At 66.8% G+C, this 18,108-nt stretch carries 14 protein-coding genes; 8 read left to right on the top strand and 6 right to left on the bottom strand.

Translation table 11 applies throughout. The features are described 5' to 3' along the window. Positions 1-4: 4 nt before the first annotated feature. Positions 5-1,984, bottom strand: coding sequence for a RecQ family ATP-dependent DNA helicase (locus tag BLT16_RS17985; RefSeq protein ID WP_089660082.1), 1,980 nt, complete (start codon positions 1,982-1,984; stop codon positions 5-7). 413 nt (positions 1,985-2,397) lie between these two features. On the opposite strand from BLT16_RS17985, the gene BLT16_RS17980 reads away from it, so the two are divergent. The 4 genes from BLT16_RS17980 to BLT16_RS17965 are packed head-to-tail and all read left to right on the top strand — an operon-like array spanning position 2,398 to position 9,911. After that, a complete protein-coding gene (locus tag BLT16_RS17980) occupies positions 2,398-3,789 on the top strand; it encodes a hypothetical protein (RefSeq protein WP_089660080.1) in 1,392 nt (463 codons plus the stop codon). Further along, entirely contained in the window at positions 3,786-4,610 is an 825-nt protein-coding gene (locus tag BLT16_RS17975) for a hypothetical protein (RefSeq protein WP_089660079.1), read from the top strand. The genes BLT16_RS17980 and BLT16_RS17975 overlap by 4 nt, the downstream gene beginning before the upstream one ends. Further along, positions 4,607-9,505 (top strand): coiled-coil domain-containing protein, encoded by a 4,899-nt coding sequence (locus BLT16_RS17970; RefSeq protein WP_089660077.1) that lies wholly within the window; start codon positions 4,607-4,609, stop codon positions 9,503-9,505. Before BLT16_RS17975 ends, BLT16_RS17970 begins: the two co-directional genes overlap by 4 nt. Before the next feature lies 1 nt (position 9,506). After that, entirely contained in the window at positions 9,507-9,911 is a 405-nt protein-coding gene (locus BLT16_RS17965; RefSeq protein WP_176817271.1) for a group II truncated hemoglobin, read from the top strand. A gap of 6 nt (positions 9,912-9,917) precedes the next feature. Here the strand turns inward: BLT16_RS17965 and BLT16_RS17960 are convergent, their stop codons facing one another. Both BLT16_RS17960 and cfa read right to left on the bottom strand, forming a co-directional pair. After that, positions 9,918-10,832, bottom strand: coding sequence for a GGDEF domain-containing protein (locus BLT16_RS17960; RefSeq protein ID WP_089660074.1), 915 nt, complete (start codon positions 10,830-10,832; stop codon positions 9,918-9,920). Positions 10,833-11,003: 171 nt separating this feature from the next. Continuing rightward, on the bottom strand, positions 11,004-12,155 hold the full coding sequence (gene cfa, locus BLT16_RS17955; protein WP_089660072.1) for a cyclopropane fatty acyl phospholipid synthase: 1,152 nt from the start codon (positions 12,153-12,155) through the stop codon (positions 11,004-11,006). A gap of 164 nt (positions 12,156-12,319) precedes the next feature. Between cfa and BLT16_RS17950 the strand changes: the two genes are divergently transcribed. Both BLT16_RS17950 and fdhA read left to right on the top strand, forming a co-directional pair. Further along, entirely contained in the window at positions 12,320-12,625 is a 306-nt protein-coding gene (locus BLT16_RS17950; RefSeq protein ID WP_089660071.1) for an MTH1187 family thiamine-binding protein, read from the top strand. Positions 12,626-12,744: 119 nt separating this feature from the next. Beyond that, on the top strand, positions 12,745-13,938 hold the full coding sequence (gene fdhA / locus BLT16_RS17945; RefSeq protein ID WP_089660069.1) for a formaldehyde dehydrogenase, glutathione-independent: 1,194 nt from the start codon (positions 12,745-12,747) through the stop codon (positions 13,936-13,938). A gap of 5 nt (positions 13,939-13,943) precedes the next feature. Here the strand turns inward: fdhA and BLT16_RS17940 are convergent, their stop codons facing one another. Then, positions 13,944-14,891 carry a LysR family transcriptional regulator ArgP gene (locus BLT16_RS17940; RefSeq protein ID WP_089660067.1) on the bottom strand — a complete coding sequence of 316 codons (948 nt, stop codon included), beginning with the start codon at positions 14,889-14,891 and terminating at the stop codon, positions 13,944-13,946. 137 nt (positions 14,892-15,028) lie between these two features. Between BLT16_RS17940 and BLT16_RS17935 the strand changes: the two genes are divergently transcribed. Together BLT16_RS17935 and hppD are read left to right on the top strand one after the other, a co-directional pair. After that, a complete protein-coding gene (locus tag BLT16_RS17935) occupies positions 15,029-15,637 on the top strand; it encodes a LysE/ArgO family amino acid transporter (RefSeq protein WP_089660064.1) in 609 nt (202 codons plus the stop codon). A gap of 214 nt (positions 15,638-15,851) precedes the next feature. Further along, complete coding sequence (hppD, locus tag BLT16_RS17930) at positions 15,852-16,952, top strand: 4-hydroxyphenylpyruvate dioxygenase (protein ID WP_089660062.1); 1,101 nt, start codon at positions 15,852-15,854, stop codon at positions 16,950-16,952. Positions 16,953-17,015: 63 nt separating this feature from the next. Here the strand turns inward: hppD and BLT16_RS17925 are convergent, their stop codons facing one another. Both BLT16_RS17925 and maiA read right to left on the bottom strand, forming a co-directional pair. Continuing rightward, a complete protein-coding gene (locus BLT16_RS17925) occupies positions 17,016-17,390 on the bottom strand; it encodes a Rieske (2Fe-2S) protein (RefSeq protein WP_089660060.1) in 375 nt (124 codons plus the stop codon). A gap of 65 nt (positions 17,391-17,455) precedes the next feature. Beyond that, positions 17,456-18,100: a maleylacetoacetate isomerase gene (gene maiA / locus BLT16_RS17920; RefSeq protein ID WP_089660058.1), complete on the bottom strand. Its 645-nt coding sequence runs from the start codon at positions 18,098-18,100 to the stop codon at positions 17,456-17,458. Positions 18,101-18,108: the final 8 nt, after the last annotated feature.

Here is an 18,108-nt window from a genome sequence, read left to right as displayed (position 1 = left end):
CGCATCAGCCCGCAAACTGCTGGTTAAGCGCCTCGCGCACCTCGGCGTAGGGCCATGCTTCCAGGGCGGCGAAGCCGTCGAGCTGGCGTGCCTTGAGTTTGGTCAGCAGCGGCGTGGTCAGGCCGGTCAGAAACCGCGTCAGCAGGTCGACGCTGGGCGCTGGTGCATCGTCGCTCGCGGCGATGCGGTCGAGCAGTGGCCGGCATAGCGCCGCCACCTGCTCAGCGTCCAGCGGGGCCGGCGCCTCGCCGCCGGGCAGTCGCGCCACCTGCCCCTGGCAGGCGGAGCAGTGGCCGCACTGCTGCGGGGCGTGAGCATCGCCGAAGTACTCGGCCAGTCGCCGGCTGAGGCACTGATCGGATTCGAAGAGCGCCAGCATCGCCTCTAGCCGGGCGATCTCGGCGCGCTCCTTGTCGCGGAAGTAGTCGAACAGCGCGTCGGCGAGGCCCGCGACGTCGATATCCGGCTGGGAAATCGCGTAAACCTCGGTCATCTGCTTGCTTTCCAGGGCGATCCAGCCCTTGTCGCTGAAGTATTCCAGCGCGCGGATTACCCGCGGCCGAGCCACGTCGAGGCCGCGCTCGGCACCGAGTCTGGCCAGCGCCTCGAGATCCAAGCTGCACCAGGTCTTGGCGCGCGGGGCTGCCTCGACGATGGCGGCGACGAAGTCGCGGCGTTCGCCGTCGAAGTGGCCGATCAGCGCCTCGGGCTCGAGCCGATACTGGAAGCGGTACTCGGCGAAGTAGGCGTAGCGCGGGGCGATCACGCCACGCAGCTCGAGCTGCACCAGCAGGGTCTTGAGCGGCAGCGGGCGGATGTTGCTGTGCTGGGAGAGGGCGTTCAGCGTCAGCTCCCACTGGCCCTGAGGCGCGGCCTCGCGGATCGTCTCCAGCACCCGCACGATACCGTCGCGCTCCGGGGTATCGCCATAGACGAAGTTCTCCAGCGCGGCCAGGGCATCGCGACCGCCCAGCATCAGGCAGTCGGAGGGCTGGCCGTCGCGTCCGGCGCGGCCTATCTCCTGGCTGTAGTTCTCGATCGACTTGGGCAGGTCGACGTGTACCACGTTGCGGATATTGGCCTTGTCGATACCCATACCGAAGGCGATAGTGGCGACGATGCAGTTGACCTCGCCGGCCATGAAGGCCTGCTGCAGGGCATCGCGGGCGTCGCTGGGCATGCCGGCGTGGTAGGCGCGGGCGTCGATGCCGGCCTTGCCGAGGTAGGCGGCGAGCTGCTCGGCGCGCTTTTGCAGGGTGACGTAGACGATGCTTGGCTGCGGGGAGGGGCCTTCGAGGCGCGGGCGCAGCCAGTCGCGCAGGGCGCGGGCACGCTGCTCGGCGGGCACCGGCTGGACCAACAGATTGAGGTTGGGGCGATAGAAGCCGGTCAGGGTGACGTCGTCGGCGGCGATGGCGAAGCTCTTGCGCATGTCTTCGATCACCCGCGGCGTGGCGGTGGCGGTGAGCAGCAGCGCCTGGGGTATGCCGAATTCGCGCTGGTAGTCGGGCAGCTTGAGGTAGTCGGGGCGGAAGTTGTGGCCCCACTCGGAGAGGCAGTGGGCCTCGTCGACCACCAGCAGCGAGACCGGCACCTGGCGCAGGAAGGCGCGGAAGCGCTCGTTCTTGAGGCGCTCCACCGAGATCATCAGCACCCGAATCTCACCGCGTCGCACGCCTTCCATGACCGCACTGGCCTCCTCGCGGCTCTGGCGCGAGTCGATGCTGGCGGCAGCAATGCCGTGGCGGGTCAGGAAGTCGAGCTGATCCTGCATCAGCGCCAGCAGCGGCGACACCACCAGCGTCAGGTGCGGCAGGTGCAGCGCCGGCAGCTGATAGCACAGCGACTTGCCGGAGCCGGTGGGGAAGATCGCCGCCGCCGAGCGGCCGGCCACCAAGGCTTCTACTACCTGACGCTGGCCGGGGCGAAAGTCGTCGTAGCCGAAGACCTGCTTGAGCGTGGTATCGAGTGAGTCGCGGGGCATGGCGAGCCTCCCTGTCTGGCCAAAGCCGCTATTCTACACCGCTGGGGCGCCTCGGCTTGGCATAACTCGACTGAGTGCTAGTGCTGATGCCACAAGCGACTAAGGCCCGACACGTGAGGGGCGCCGGGGGCAAGTCGAAGAGGAGGTTTGCGCCATGGGTGAGGAGCACTGCTCCGAACGGGCTGGCCATGGATGGCCAGCCCCGGTCCTGCAAGCGAAGCAGGATGCAAGAGCGCAGCAGGGCGCAAGGTAGCGCCCAGGGATGGGTTTACAGCGCCTCCTCGTAGGCTTGCCGCCGGATCAGCCCCGGGGAGGCCACTCCCGCGTTGCGGCCGTTCGGGGTTTCCATAATCGACCATGACCCGAGGGGGCACTCCTTGGCATAATGGCGGCTTTGCCCTCAGGGAAGACCCATGACCGCCTGGAGCAAGCTACTCGTCGCCACCACGCGGCTAATCGACCTGCACGACAGCGGCCACGAGCCCGGCTCGCCCTTCGTGCAGGTCAGCCAGGAGAGCCGCCGCGGGCTACGCGATGGCTACTGGCTGGACCTCGGCTGCCTGCTGCTCGACTACCTGCTCGACGTCGACTTCGCCACCAACAGCGCCTTCGTCTCCCAGACCCGCTGCCTGGCACAGCTGCGCGAGACCTATCCGGACCTGTCCCACGACGATTTGAGCTTCGTCATCAACCTGCTGTCGACGCCTAGTGAGTTGCATTTTCGCCAGCTCGGCGTCGAGGACGATGCCGCCCGGGCGTCGCGGAGCACCAAGCGCACCGCGCTGATCGAGAAGCAGGGCCAGACCGGCCAGGTGCGACTGACCGGCAGCGGTCGCCAGGCGGTGACCCTGGCCAGCCAGGTCGAGGACCTGCTCTACTCCGAATATGACGCCGCCAAGGTGCTGGCGGCGCTGGCCCGCGGCGACTTCGCCCGGGTGCCGGATATCACCAACCAGATCCTGCTGGCGATCCGCGGCCTGACCCAGGAGCTGCGCCGGGTGCGCGAAAATCCCACCCGCGAGGGCAAGCTGGCCGCACTGCTCGACAACCAGCGCCACTACCACAACGCGCTATCCAGCATTCAGCGAACCCTGCTCGACGCCCGGGCGCAGCTGACTGCGCCGCGGCTGATGGAGCGTTTCGCCGAGTGGCGCGAGACCGAGCGGGCCACCAGCGGCGAGGAGTGGGACCTGCGCATGCTGTCGAGCGCCATCGGTCGGGTACTGACCGCCATCGAGAACCTGTCGCGGCGTCTCGCCGAGCTGCTTGCCGATATCGCCGAGGGGCGCATCCAGTCGATGGGCGTGGTCGACTTCTCTGACCTGGCCCGCGGGCTGCTCAACGCAGCCCCGGAACCGGCGCTGCAGCAGACGCTGGTGGCGCGGCTGATGCCGCTGCACGTGCAGGTGGCGGTGCCGCGTCTGGCGCCGCTGGTTCCGCTACTGGAGACGCGCCGCGCCGAGACCAGCCACGCCGCCCTGGTGTTCGATGAGCACCACGATGCGGCCCCCGAGGACCCGCTGCTGGCGCGATTTCTCGAGGCCCGCGGCCCGGCGCTGTGCCAGCGCATCCGGCGTGAGCCGCTGTCGCTGCCTGCGGCGCTGGCCGAGGGCTGGCATCGCTTCGAAGAGGGCGACTGCCTGGCACAGCTGCTCAACACCTTCGTCGATACCGAGCTGCTCGACGAGCGCCTGGCAGTAGGTATTGACGCCACGCCGTTCGAGCTGACCCTCGATGACGGCCGTTGTATCCGCGGTGCGGTGACGCCGTCACTGCGCCTCTCCGATCAGGATGATCCGCGATGAACATGAGTGAAATGGGCGAAGTGGTCGCCTACCTGCTGCGCTATCGCAGCGCCGAACGCACCCCGGGCAGCGGCCGCAAACGCCGCGCCGCCCGCGAAGGGCAGCTCTCCGAGCGCGACGTCTGCGCGCTGATCGATGACGCCAGCGACCTCGAGCGCGAGGCGCTGCGCGACTTTCTGGCCGGCCAGGGCCTGCGCCTCAAGGCCTTCGAATCCGGCGACTATCCGGGCATTGCGCCGGGCTCACGCTACTATGCGCTGCTGCCCGACCCGGACCTCGAGCAGCCACCGCTGTATACCCGCGAGCCGGTGTTCGAGGCGCTCAAGCTGCGCCAGGAGAGCCGTGCCGAGCTGGCCCAGTGGTACCTGCAACTGTGGCTGCTGATGCATACCCTGCTGTATACCCGCTACAACCGCGCGCTGTCCGACGTCAGCCGCTATCAGGAGGCGACTTTCGCGACCAGTGAGCTGCTCGACCTGCTGCGCGAACAGCTCGAGGCACTGCGCAGCCTGGGCGAGGCGGCCCCGGAGGCGAGTCGCGCGCTGCTCGATGAGCGCGGCGAAGACCTCAACCGCCGGGTGCGCGCCTTTATCGAGCTGCAGGCCCGCGCCGGGCTGCTCGAGGCGCCGCGGGAGACGCCGGCCGATGAGGGCGCCGAGGCGAGCGGTGATATCTGGCAGCAGACCCTGCTGGGTGCCCTGGAGAGCGAGCAGGTCGGCCTGCATCAGCTTGGCCATCTACAGTCGCTGGCTGAGGGGCGCCTGACCGACGTGGCGCCGTCAGACGCTGGGCAAGTCGCCCATGAGGAGGCCGGCACATGAGCGTGATCAATCGTATCGAGGTGGCCAACCTGCTCAACAAGCACGGCGACATCGCCTCGCCCTGGGACGCCAAGATGCGCCACCTGCTGCTCGACCTGCGCGGCCAGTCGAGCGCCATCAGCATGGAGAACGGCTTCGGTAAGACCACCCTGGCTGAGGCGCTGATCGGCCTGCTGTCGCGGGATCGCACGCTGATCTCGCGCACTCGCCGCAAGTGTTCGCCATCGACGGTGGCCGGGCAGGGGCGTAGCTGGAGTCACCTGCGCGTGGAGTTTCGTTCGCGCAGTGGTGGCGAGCATCAGGACGACATGCTCGCCGCCGCCGGCGAAGAGGTCGCCGGCGAGACGTTCGTGTTCGGCTTCTACGGCTACAGCGACGGCAGCGGTCTGTCGTTCTACCACTACCCCGGGCGGCTCGAGGATATTCCGGTTCACCACCTGACCGCCGACGGCATGCTGGCGCTCTACGCCAACAGCGATATCAAGACTGCCATGTCAAGCCGCAACGTGCGCCTGACCCATAACCGCGAGGAGTGGCTTGATGCGGTGGGCGCCCACGTCTCGCGCCGCGAGCTGGCCCAACTGGCCGCCTTCCAGAAGGAGGGCGGGGCCGACAAGAGCCAGATCTTCAACGCCATCAAGCCGCGCGGCGGCGAGAAGGCCGACCAGGCGTTCTTCTTCGAGGTGCTGGCGCCGGAGATCCTGTCCGGGGCGACCCGCGGCGAAACCGATGAGAGCGAGGAACTGATCGAGGAGGTGATCCTCAACTCCGGTACCCATATCACCGAGCTGCGCCATCGTCTCGACGAGGCCGAGAGCGATCAGCGTCGTACGGCCGACAAGGTGGCCAGCCTGGCGGCGTTGAGCGCCGACGGCGCGGCCCTGCTCGAGGCCCGCGAGGCCCGTGAGCGCCTCGACCAGGGGCTGGCCAGCCTCGAGCGTCTACTCGGCGGCCAGGCGCTGGCCGGGCTGCCGGGGCTGCCCCGGCAGCCGTCCGACGACGCCGTCGATACCGAGACCCTGGCGGGATTTGCCTGGGCGGTGGGCGACACCGGCCGACCACGGGTCTCGACCTGGCTGCTGGCACGCCTCAGCGGGGCCACTGAGCGCAGCGTGCGCCAGGCGCTCTCCGAGCGCGGCGCGCGGGTCGACGCCCACCGCCGGTTGATCCACCTGCCCGACGCCGAATGGCTGAGCGCCCGCGACCTGGGCCACGTGACCTTTGCCGCTGCCCGCGACTGGCTGGCCGAAACCCTCAGCTTCAACGACGACAGCGCCCGGCACCGCGCGCTCGAGGCCCTTGATAGCGGTGCTGAGGCGTTCGAGGCGCTGGACAGCAACCGTTTCCGCGAAGAGGTGATCGCCGACCGCGCCTATCTCGATGAGCTGGGGCATGACCTCGACCACCTCGATGGGCAGCTCGAGAGTCTTGAGCATGATCGCGAGCGCCTCGAGGGGCAGCAGCGCGAGTTCGTCGACAACCAGAGCTTTTATACTCAGGCGCTGGCCGACGGCCTGTTCAGCGAGGCTGAACTGGAGGCGCCGGAGCACACCGCCGAGGCCAGCCGGCGCGAGGCCGAGGAGGCGCGCCGTGCCCTCAACGCGCATCTGGGCCGCAGCGGTGAGCTCAAGCAGGTCGCTGCCTGGCACGCCGAGTTCCGCCAGCGTCACCCCCATGAAGTGCCCGCCGAGCGCCTGGCCGAGAAGCACGAGCGTGAGACGCTGATCAAAGAGGCTCGCGATGACGCCGAGCAGCAGCGTCAGCCGCTGCTCGAGGAGTGCCGCGAGTTGCGCGACGAGGCCGCGACCCTGCGCGACGAGCAGCAGCGCCTGGCCGGTGAGCAGGGCTTGCTCAGTCAGGGCCAGGGTCCGTGGCAGGCATTCGTCGAGGGATGGCCGGAGGAGGAGCCACGCGGCTTCTGGTCGCGGCGCAAGACGCAGCTGGCGGAGCTCGAGACAGGCTGCCGCGATGCCGAGCAGCGTCTGCACGATGCCCAGCGCGAGCAGGCGCGGTTGGCACCGCTGGCCGAGGCAGCGCGGCGCTACGCCGAGCTGCACGGCGATGACGAACCGGTGCACCTGCGTAGCCGCCTGCGCGAGCAGGAGCGCGAACTGGCCGATGCCGAGCACCGCCTCGCTCAGCGCGAGGCCGAGCTGCGCGAACTGCACCAGGCGCGGCTGAGCTTCGCCGAATGCAGCGACCTGACGCCTGCCGACTGGCTGCGCGATGCCCAGCGCCGCTATCCGCGGCTGCTCAGCGAGGCCGAGTCGCTGGAGGCCGCCATTGCCGAGCGCCAGCGTTACCTGGAGAGCCTGAGCGGCGACCCCCTCGAACGGCGTGCGGTGGAAGCCGACGCCGAACGCCTGCTGCAGCGCGAGGAGATCGCCTGGCAGCCGCTGCACGAGTGGCTCAACGCCGCGCGCTGGCCGGAAGCGCAGCGTCGCGAGTGGCTGGCCCAGGCCGCTGGGGTGCTGTTCGCCCCAGTGGTCGAGGGCGAGGCCAATGCCGAAGATGTCGCTGGCCTGCTGGTCGACGCCGGCCTGGCGTTGCCGGTACTCGAAGCCGGGGCCCTGACGACGCGGCTGGAGGCCGGCCGCTCGCCGCTTGGCGCGGTACAAGGTGTCGAGACGCTGGCGGTCAAGGCGGCACTCGATCCGCGCTATCTGGATGAGTTGCGCCAGGCCACTGAACGACGCTTGGCCGCCGATCGCGAGCGCCAGGCGGCACTGGAGGTGGAGTGCCGGCGTCTCGATCCCCACGGCGAGGCCTATGCGCTGGCGGTTCGCGCCCGGCAGGCGGACGAGGCCGACGTGGTTGCGGGGCTGGAGGCGCTGGGTGCCGAGCAGGCGACGCTTGCCGAGCGTCAGGCGGCGCTGGCACCGCGCCTCAGCGATGCAGCGCTGAGCTGTATCGACGACTACCAGCGCTATCTGGAAGCCGGCGGTCAGCGGGCCCTCGAAGAGGCTGCCGAGACCGCGCTGGCGGCCGAGACCGAGCTGGCCGAACAGCGCCCGCGGCTGGTCGATGCGCAACAGGCACTGGAACGCCACGGCCAGACCTGGCTTGCCGCAGAGCAGTTTGCCAATGCCGGCGGCGTCGAGCGCCTCGAGTCACTGGAGACGCGACTGGATAGCTTGGCCGAGAGCCAGGCCGAGCTCGGCGAACGACTGCATGACGCCGAGCGCCAGATCGAGACCCTCGAGCGCCGTCTCAGCGAGCTCGACGCCGAGCAGCGCGGGCTGTTCGCCGACGGCGAACGCGACCGGCTGCGCGCCCTGGCCGAGTTCGAGGCCGAGGGCGGTGTGGCCTTTATCGAGACTGCCGCCGAGGTCCAGGAGCAGCTCGAAGCGCGCCTGGCGATCGCCAATCGCCGCGCCGACTTCTCCTTCACGCGGATTCGGGCGTACCTCGATGTGCGTGATGCCGGTGGTGGCGGCCACAAACTCGAGCGTGAGATCGCCCGGGTCAAGCGCGAGCAGGGCGAATGCCGTCAACGGCTCAAGGCCAAGCGCGACGAACGCGATGCAGTCAACGAACGACTCGCCGCCCAGCAGCGTGCGATGGAGTGGGTCGATCAGCTGGCCCTGGCGTGGCTGGCGGTGGTGCGCGAGCTACCCAATGGCTGGGCACAGCGGCTGGCGGTCCTGTCGTCGGATCAGGATATCGGCAGCGTCGCGGTCTGGCCGCAGGACGACCCGGCAAGTGAAGGTCGCCAAGCAGCCCTGGATGACTGGTGGCAGTTTTCTGGCAGCGCATCGGCGCTCGAGCTGGCGGCGCTGGAAGCCTGTCAGCAGACCCTGATCGAAGCGCTACATGAGCTCAATCTGGGCGAGCGGGCGCGCAATCGCGAGCGTCAGGACAAGGCGGTGCGCGCCCTCGAGCGGCGCCTGGCCGAGGCGCTGGAGGCCGCCGCCCAGAGTCGTGCCTTCAGTGACACCGAGCGTGCGCGGCTGGGGGCACTCAAGGGCGTCAGCGCCGCGGCGCTGGCCGACCTGGCGGCACTGCATGACCAGCTCGAGGCCCAGCTCGGCGAGCATCGTCAGCGCGTCGAGCGGCTGCACACCTCCCGCGAACAGATCGAAGGCACCCTGGTCGAGCGGCTCAGCTCGATCATTGCCGACGCCGCCGGCAACCTCGATATTCTCAAGCGGGTGGCGCGCAGCCACGGCGAGGGCGGTGCCTACTTCGAGGTCAAGGCGTCACTGATCGACGGCGAGCCGCTGCGTGAGCTGATCACCACGCTGCTGGCGGACATCGACGAGCACCAGGTGGCGCAGAGGCGTCGCGCCGAGCGCGACGGTGGCATGCCCGACGGCGATACCCGCCGCCGCGACGATGACCTGCTGCGCCAGATTCGTCGACGCATCTACCGCGGACTCTTCCACGACGTGTCGATACGCCTCAAGCATGACGCCATCCGCCCGCACGGGCGGCTGTTTTCGCTCAACGAGGACATGTCCGAGGGCCAGCGCGAGGCGGTCTCGCTGATGTGGCTGGTCAAGCTCTCGGAGTTCGCCATCGAGCGTGAACTGCGCGAGCTACCCGGCCATCACAAGCGGCGTGCCCGCAACAGTCGCGAGAGCGTGATCCTGCTGGACGGTCTGTTCTCCAAGCTCTCGCACCGGCGCTTGATCCAGGACTCGCTGGAGTCGTTACGCAATACCCGCGGGCGTTTCCAGATGATTGGCCTGATCCACAACCCCAACTACGAGAACGATCCGGCGATCTTTCCCACCTACCTGGTGGGCAGTGTGATCGGCGGCGTCCAGGGCCAAGGTGGTCATGTGATGGTACGCGATGGACGTACCGTAGAGCCGGAGCGACTCGGCCGTAGCGCCGGTGAAGCCAGCCTGTTCGGGATCCATGTCAGCGAGCCGGTCGGCGAGGAGACCTAGGATGAACGATACGGTGCGAATCTACGGCGTTGGCGACAGCACCCTGCAGGCGCTAGGCGGCGAGGCGGCCGTGGCCAGTCTGGTCGAGCGGTTTTATGCGGCGATGGAGCGGTTGCCTGAAGCGCAGCGGATTCGCGCCATGCATCCCGACGATTTGAGCGAGTCGCGGGACAAGTTGACCACCTTTTTGATCGGCTGGATGGGCGGCCCGAAGCGCTATCGCGAGCGCTTCGGGCCGATCAGCATCCCCGGTGCGCATCGCCATCTGGATATCGGGCCCGAGGAACGCGACGCCTGGCTGGCGTGCATGGCCACGGCGCTTGACGAACAGGACGCTGATACCGAACTCAAGGCATATCTGCTGGCTCAGCTGCGCCATCCGGCGGAGATGTGCCGACGCCGCTGAGCGGCGTCAGGGCTCGCTCACCACCCGGTTGCGCCCCTGATGCTTGGCGGCATAGAGACCACGATCGGCACGCTCGATAAAGGCGTCGCGGGGTTCGCCGAGGCGGTACTCAGCGATGCCGATACTGGCCGTTACCTTGCCTTGCCCAATGCCGAAATCGTATGCGGCAATGGCTTTGCGCAGCCGCTCGGCAAGCGGCAGGCAGTGGGAGAGGGGCGTGACCGGCAGCAGCATCGCAAATTCCTCGCCGCCGAGGCGCGCCGAGATATCCTCCTCGCGCAGCTGCTGCTGACAGAGCCGGGCCAGATCCTCGAGTACCTGATCACCCTGCAGGTGTCCCCAGGTATCGTTGATGCCCTTGAAGTGATCGAGGTCGAGCAGCATCAGCGACAAAGGCGACCCGTGGCGGCGCGCCGAAGAGATTTCCTCATCCAGCCGGCACATCAGCTTGCGGCGATTGGCCAGACCGGTCAGCTCGTCGGTGTCGGAGAGTTCGCGCAGGTGGGCCTCGTGGGCGACCTGCTCGCTGACATCCATCATCAGGCCGTGCCACAGGGTACCGCCGCAGCGCCACTCTGGTTGAGCGCGCACCGAGATCCAACGTACCTCGCCACACGGCTGATGCAGCTGAAACTGCATGGCCAGCGGGGTCAGCGACTTGGCCGAGCGCTCGATGGCGGCCATCAGGCGTGGAAAGTCCTCGGCGTCGATACGCTCGAAGGCATAGCTGCCGTCGTCGGCAAGTAGACGACGTTCGCCTTCGCGAACTAGCGTGGCATTGCCGGCCAGGTAGGGAAAACGCAGCTGGCCGCTAGCGCTGCGAAAGAGTTGAAAGATCATGCCGGGAATGCGCTCGGTCATGAGCTTGAGCTGCTCGAGACTCTCCTTGGTCTCAGGCAGCACGCTGTCATCGGCAGGCATGGGTGGCCTCCTGGCTAGGCGTTCCGCTGCGTGGATGTTTCTTGTTATTGATCGGGCGCTTGGCGCCTTCTTTATATAAGCAGAGAAATATACGCCGAAGTATTAGGAGGTGTCACCCTGCAATGGATGTAAGCGATTGACTACAGGGGGTGACGCTATGTCATTGCTCGGTTACCTGGGGGCGTCATAACGGCCGGCACGCCCGCGCGAGAAAACCAGTTGCCAGAGCTGCAGGTCGCGGGCGCGAAAGGCACCCGCGCACACTGAAAGGTAGTAGCGGAACATTCGCCGGATGCGGTCGCTATAGCGCTCGGCGATCTCGTGCCAGCGGTCATCGACGTTGCCTAACCAGGCCATCAGCGTGGGGTCGTAGTCGGCGCCGAAGTTCTGCCAGTCTTCGAGCAGCAAATGCGCTTCGGCGGCCCGTGTGATGTGCATTGCCGATGGCAGCACGCCATTGGGAAAGATGTACTTGTTGACCCAGGGATCGGCGGTGATGTCGGAATTGTTGGAACCGATGGTATGCAGCAGGAATAGCCCGTCGTCCTCGAGCAGTTGCTCCACGGTCCTGAAGTAGGTGGCATAGTTGCGATGGCCGACATGCTCGAACATGCCGATCGAGACGATACGATCAAAGCGGCCGTCAAGGTCGCGGTAGTCCTGCAGCCGAATATCCACGGGGAGGCCATCGCAGCGTTCTCGCGCCAACGTCGCCTGTTCGCGGGAGATGGTGATGCCGGTCACTTCGACACGGTAGTGGTGGGCGGCGTATTCGGCAAAGCTGCCCCAGCCGCAGCCGATGTCGAGCACCCGCATGCCGGGCGCGAGTTCCAGCTTGCGTGCAACCAGGTCGAGCTTGTTGAGCTGCGCCTGGTGCAGCGAGTCAGCGCGTTTCCAGTAGCCGCAGGAGTAGCACATGGTGGGGTCGAGCATGCGCTCGAAGAGGTCGTTGCCGAGGTCGTAATGCGTCTCACCGACGATATAAGCCCGCGCCTTGCTCTGCAGATTGAAAAAGCCCGTCTGCAGGCGATACATGAGCCGCTCGGAGGGGGTGTGGGCGCGTTCGCCGAGTCCGTGCATCAGCAGTCGACAGGCCATCTCATCGATGCGAGGGCACTCCCACCAGCCGTCCATGTAGGCCTCGCCGAGCCCCAGCGTCCCTTGGTGCAGTACACGGGTGAAAAAGTCGGGATGGTGCACCTGAATGTCCCAGTCGGCGCTGCCGTTGAGGGTCACGCCGGAGCCCTCCAGCAGCTGCTCGACGACTCGGCGGGCGCGAGTGTTCGGGAGCGGCACGGGGCCGATGCGAGTGTCGCTGGTCATGGCGGTCTCCTGATCCGTTATCGAGGGCTCTCCAAGCATTGGCTATGATGGACGGCAGGGCGTGCGGCGACGTCTTGTTATTCATTTAACGACATGATTATTCAGCATAGTCGATTGCCAAATAGCGTGGTAATCGGCCGCTGACCCGAATGGAGGAACGCCAGATGGATGTCATCGTGGACCTTTGTGTCGTGCCGATCGGTGCGGGTGTCTCAGTCTCGTCGCATATCGCGGCGTGCCAGCGGGTGATAGGCGATTCGGGCCTGAGCCACCAGATGCATGCCTATGGCACCAATATCGAGGGCCCCTGGGATGAGGTGATGGCAGTGGTCAAGCGCTGCCATGAGGTCGTGCATGAGATGGGCGCGCCACGCATTACCACTACCCTCAAGATGGGCACCCGTACCGATCGTGAGCAGCGTATGCAGGACAAGGTCGACAGTGTCGATGCGCTGCTGGGTGACGACTAGCGCGGAGCATGTCTGGATTAGGCATGTCGATGCCTCGCCTGAGACGTTCCCAGATGCTGGCTTGACTAGGCTGTAGGCGCGATACGTCGCCAATGACAACACAGCGAAGGACGCCAGCCATGAGTCAAGCCAACCGCGGGGTGGTCTACATGGGCCCCGGCAAGGTCGAGGTCCAGGCCATTCCCTTTCCCGAACTGGCGCTGGGCAAGCGCAAGTGCGAGCACGGGGTGATCCTCAAGGTGATCACCACCAATATCTGCGGCAGCGATCAGCACATGGTGCGTGGACGTACCACGGCACCGCAGGGACTGGTGCTGGGGCACGAGATCACCGGTGAGGTAATCGAATGCGGGCGCGACGTGGAGTTCGTCGCGGTCGGCGATGTCGTCTCGGTACCCTTCAATATCGCCTGTGGTCGCTGCCGCAACTGCAAGGAGGGCAAGACCGGCATCTGCCTCAACGTCAATCCGGCGAGGCCCGGAGCGGCTTATGGCTACGTCGACATGGGCGGCTGGGTCGGCGGGCAGACCGAGTACGTGATGGTGCCCTATGCCGACTTCAATCTGCTCAAGTTCCCCGACCGCGATCTCGCCATGGACAAGATCGGCGACCTGACGCTGCTCTCGGATATCTTCCCCACCGGCTTTCACGGCTGCGTCACCGCCGGGGTCGGGCCGGGCAGCACCGTCTATATCGCCGGCGCCGGCCCGGTGGGGCTGGCCGCGGCGGTGTCGGCACAGCTGCTGGGCGCGGCCTGCGTGATCGTCGGCGACATGAACCCCGATCGTCTGGCCCAGGCCAGGAGTTTCGGCTGCGAGACCCTCGACCTGCGTGAAGACACGCCGATGGCCGATATGCTCGAGCCGATCCTTGGCGATCGTGAGGTCGACTGCGCCGTGGACGCGGTAGGCTTCGAGGCGCGCTGTCACGGTCACGATCACTCTCACGAGCAGCCTGCGGCGGTGCTCAACGCCTGCATGGACATCACTCGTGCCGGTGGGCAGATCGGTATTCCCGGTCTCTACGTCACCGAGGACCCCGGCGCGGAGAGTGCCGAGGCCCAGCACGGCAACCTGTCGATGCGCCTGGGCCAGGGCTGGGCCAAATCGCACTCCTTCCATACCGGCCAGTGCCCGGTGATGAAGTACCACCGCCAGTTGATGCAGGCCATCCTGTTCGACAAGGTCGATATCGCCCGGGCGGTCAACGTTCAGGTGATCTCGCTGGACGATGCGCCGCGCGGCTACGCCGACTTCGATGGCGGCGTGGCCAAGAAATTCGTCATTGACCCGCATGGCAGCGTGGCCGCCTGAGCACGTCAGCCTCCGGGCGTGTCGTCCGGGGGGACCAGCCAGGCATCACTGAGTGACAGCAGATGGGTGGTCAGGGCATCCAGCACCTGGCCGCCCTGGCGCCAGTGGTGCCAGTAGAGTGGCACATCGACCGCTTGCTGCGGTGACAGGTCGACCAGCCGGCCATCGGCCAGGTGGCCGCTCGGGTCGATCTCCTGAAGCCGTCCTTCATCGAGTTCGCGTGCCGCCTGTCGTTCCGGCACCATGCCCCAGCCAAGTCCCGCCAGCGCCAGGCCGACGAAGCCCTGTGACGAGGGGCACAGGTGATAGGGAAACGGCGGCTCGACGCCGTATTTGGCCAGAAAGCGATGCTGCAGGCGGTCGTCGGGGCCGTACACCAGTGCCGGAGCGCGCTTCAGGGCGGCCGGCGTCATGCCGTTGGGAAAATAGCGCGCGACAAAGGCGGGGCTTGCCAGCGCCCGGTAGCGCATGCTGCCCAGCGCATGGCTGCGCGCGCCCTGTACCGGTCGCGGTGAGTCACAGATGCAGCCGGCCACATCACCGTCGCGCATGCGCTTGAGCGCCACCTCCTGATCCTCCACCACCAGCTCGAACAGCACTCGATGGCGGTCGCTGAAGCGTCCCACTGCCTCTGGCCACCAGGTGGCCAGGCTATCGGCGTTGACGGCCAGACGCAGGCGCCGCTCTTCGCCGCTACCCAGGGCGGGCACTTGATCGAGCAGTTCGTGCTCGAGCAGTCGCACCTGCTGGACGTGGTTGAGCAGGTGCTGCCCCAGCGGGGTGGGCGCCAGGCGTGGACTGCGGGTCAGCACCGGCTGGCCCAGGCGTGCCTCGAGTAGCTTGATGCGCTGGGAGACGGCCGACTGGGTCAGGCCGAGCTGGTGTGCACCGCGCTCGAAGCCGGCATGGTCGACGACCGCGGCCAGCGCGGCGAGAAGCTTATAGTCGAGCATCGTGGCGCTGCTTGATAGAAACGTTGTTCATCATTTTTACTAATGCCTCAGTTGTTGAAGTAATTATATTAATTCAGGCATCGAGCGTAGCCTGCCGGGCAGGATCTTCCAATAGACGCTGCCAAAAGGAGCTACGCGTGCTGATATCTCTGACTCACGGGCTGTTGATCTGTGCCGGCCTGATCGTCGCCATCGGTGCCCAGAACGCTTTCGTGCTACAGCAGGGGCTGCGTCGCGAGCACGCCTGGCTGGTAGCAGGGGTATGTGCGCTGTGCGACTGGCTGCTGGTCGGCCTGGGGGTACTGGGGCTGGGTGCGCTGATCGCCCAACAGGCGCTGCTGATGGAGGCGGCGCGCTGGGCGGGAGCGGCGTTTCTGGCCTGGCAGGCGTGGCTGGCACTGCGCCGAGCGATGTTGAGCAATGTCCTGGTGGCCGGTGCGGGCTCCCAGAGCTCCTGGCGCGCTGCGCTGGCGGCGACCCTGGCGGTCACACTGCTCAACCCCCAGGTCTATCTGGAAACCGTGGTACTGCTCGGGGCCATCGGGGCCGTGCAGCCAAGCCCACTGGGGTTCTTCATCGGCGCGGCCCTGGCCTCGTTTGGCTGGTTCTTCGGCTTGGTCGCCGCCGCCGGCTGGCTGGCGCCGCGACTGGCCAGTCCCAGAGTGTGGCGAGTCATCGACGCGCTGATCGCCTCGATTCTGGCCTGGGTGGCCTGGCGACTGGCCAGCGGCGCCATGCTGCCGTGATATGTAAAGCATTCGTTACGGGGTGTCAGGGGTTTAGACCGCCGGGGCGGCACGATATCACGCCTGCGTCTAGCTGGAAGGTTTTCGTTACAGCAGCGGTCGGCGGGCGGTCGAAACACCCCCTCCGCGACATGAAATAGCGCTGCTCGCGGCGCGGCAGGGGCTCTAGGCTGGGGGGCACGACATGCACAACAACACCCTGAGGAGGTTCCCCATGAACGCACCGGCACAGGTCGCCCCACAGCAGAGCGCGAACAACCCGATCGGTACCAATGGCTTCGAGTTCGTCGAGTACACCGCGCCCACCGCGGAGGGCATTGAGGCGCTGCGCGCGCTGTTCATCCAGATGGGCTTCACCGAGACGCGCAAGCACCGCTCCAAGCAGGTGTCGCTGTTCCAGCAGGAGGGCGTCAATTTCGTGCTCAACGCCGAGCCGGGCAGCCACGCCGCCGAGTTCGGCAAGGTTCACGGCCCCAGCGCCTGCGCCATGGCCTGGAAGGTCGCCGACGCCCGGCAGGCCTTCGAGCATGCCATCGCCAACGGCGCCGAGGCGGTGGAGAACCCGGTTGGGCCTGGTGAGGTGGGGATTCCAGCGGTGCGCGGTATCGGTGGCTCGTTGCTCTACTTCGTCGATAACAAGGTCGACAGTGAAGGGCGCACTATCTACGACATCGACTTCGAGAAGATTCCCGGCCGCAGCGCCAATGATCGCAGCGTTGGCCTCCAGGTGCTCGATCACCTGACCCACAACGTCGACCGTGGCCAGATGGATGTGTGGGCGAACTTCTATACCGATATCGCCAACTTCCGTGAAAACCGCTACTTCGATATCAAGGGCAAGAAGACCGGGCTGCTGTCGCGGGCGATGACCGCGCCGTGCGGCAAGATGCACATCCCGATCAACGAGTCCGCCGATGACAACTCGCAGATCGCCGAATTCCTTCGCGAGTACAATGGCGAGGGCATTCAGCACCTGGCCATGGCCACCGACGACATCTACGCCACGGTACGCGCCCTGCGGGCCAACGGCGTGACCTTCCTATCCACGCCGGACACCTATTACGAGAAGGTCGATGCACGCGTACCTAACCACGAGGAGAACGTGGATGAGCTGCGCGAGCTGAGCCTGCTGGTGGACGGCGCCGAAGGCGAGGGTGTGCTGCTGCAGATCTTCACCGAGACGGTGATCGGCCCGATCTTCTTCGAGATCATCCAGCGCAAGGGCAATGACGGCTTCGGCGAGGGCAACTTCAAGGCGCTGTTCGAATCGATCGAGGAGGACCAGATCCGCCGCGGCGTGATCAAGGACGACTGAGTCCTTCGTTATACCGCTCCTGATCCTTGACCCCGCGGCCTTAGCCGCGGGGTTTTAGTCTGTTTACTCGCCAATCACCAGCCAGCCCCCTTCATCCACAGCCAAGGGCACCGGGTCCAGTGCGCAGCCCTCGCCCAGGCCGCCGCTACCTTTACCGCTGTGTGCCGAGAAGCTGGCGTCGTGGTTGGTACAGCGCAGGGTCTGGCCGTCCTGGCTGAGAATGCGGCTGCCACGCTGGTCGAGCGGTAGGTACTGGTGAGGGCAGGCGTTGACGTAGGCGCGGGGGCCGTCGGCGAGTCCGACCAGCAGCAGCGGGAAGCGGCCGCCTTGGCTGTCGAGCAGCATGCTGTGAGTGGTGCCCACGGCCAGTTCGGAAGCGGGCAGCAGGCGCGCGCCGCTGGCGGGGGACGAGCGGTAGGTCTTCCAGGCATCGTTCATGAAGGGCTCCCTGAACGCGCGGCGCCGTGCATGCTGCACGGCGCCGCGGTTTGGCAATAGAGGATTCAACGTGCGTCGGGCTGGGCCGCTGGCGCCGCCTGGGCGAAGGCCGGCAGGGCGCGGCAGTTGGCGGCAATCTGCTGGATGCGTGGGTAGCTCGCGAGGTCGCACTCGAAGCGCTCGGCATTGAATACCTGTGGCACCAGGCAGATATCGGCCAGGCCCGGGGTGTCGCCGTGACAGAAGTCGCCGCTGCCAGCGTCCCAGGAGAGCTGTGCCTCCAGCGCGGTGAAGCCCTCGTCGATCCAGTGGCGGTACCAGCGCAGCTTGGCGTCGTCGCTGGCGCCGAGCTCACTTACCAGGTATTTCAGCACGCGCAGGTTATTGAGCGGGTGCATTTCGCAGGCCACCAGCTGGGCCAGAGCGCGCACCCGGGCGCGACCGGCGGCGTCCGTCGGCAGCAGTGGCGGGGTGGGGTGGCACTCGTCGAGGTACTCACAGATCGCCAGCGACTGGGTCAGGGGAATGCCGTCGTCGGTTACCAGTGCCGGCACCAGCCCCTGGGGCTGGCGGAGGAGGTGGTCGGTCCCGCGCTGCTCACCCGCTACCAGGTCGACGCTGATCTGGTCGTAGTCCAGGCCCTTGAGATTGAGCGCGATGCGCACCCGATAGGCCGCCGACGAGCGGAAGTAGTCGTATAGCGTGGTCATGTGAGCCC

The organism is Franzmannia pantelleriensis (genome assembly GCF_900102875.1).
GTDB classification, from domain to species: Bacteria; Pseudomonadota; Gammaproteobacteria; order Pseudomonadales; family Halomonadaceae; genus Franzmannia; species Franzmannia pantelleriensis.
The sequence above is the reverse complement of the archived record's forward strand: the minus strand, read 5'-3'. Positions and strand labels throughout refer to the sequence as shown.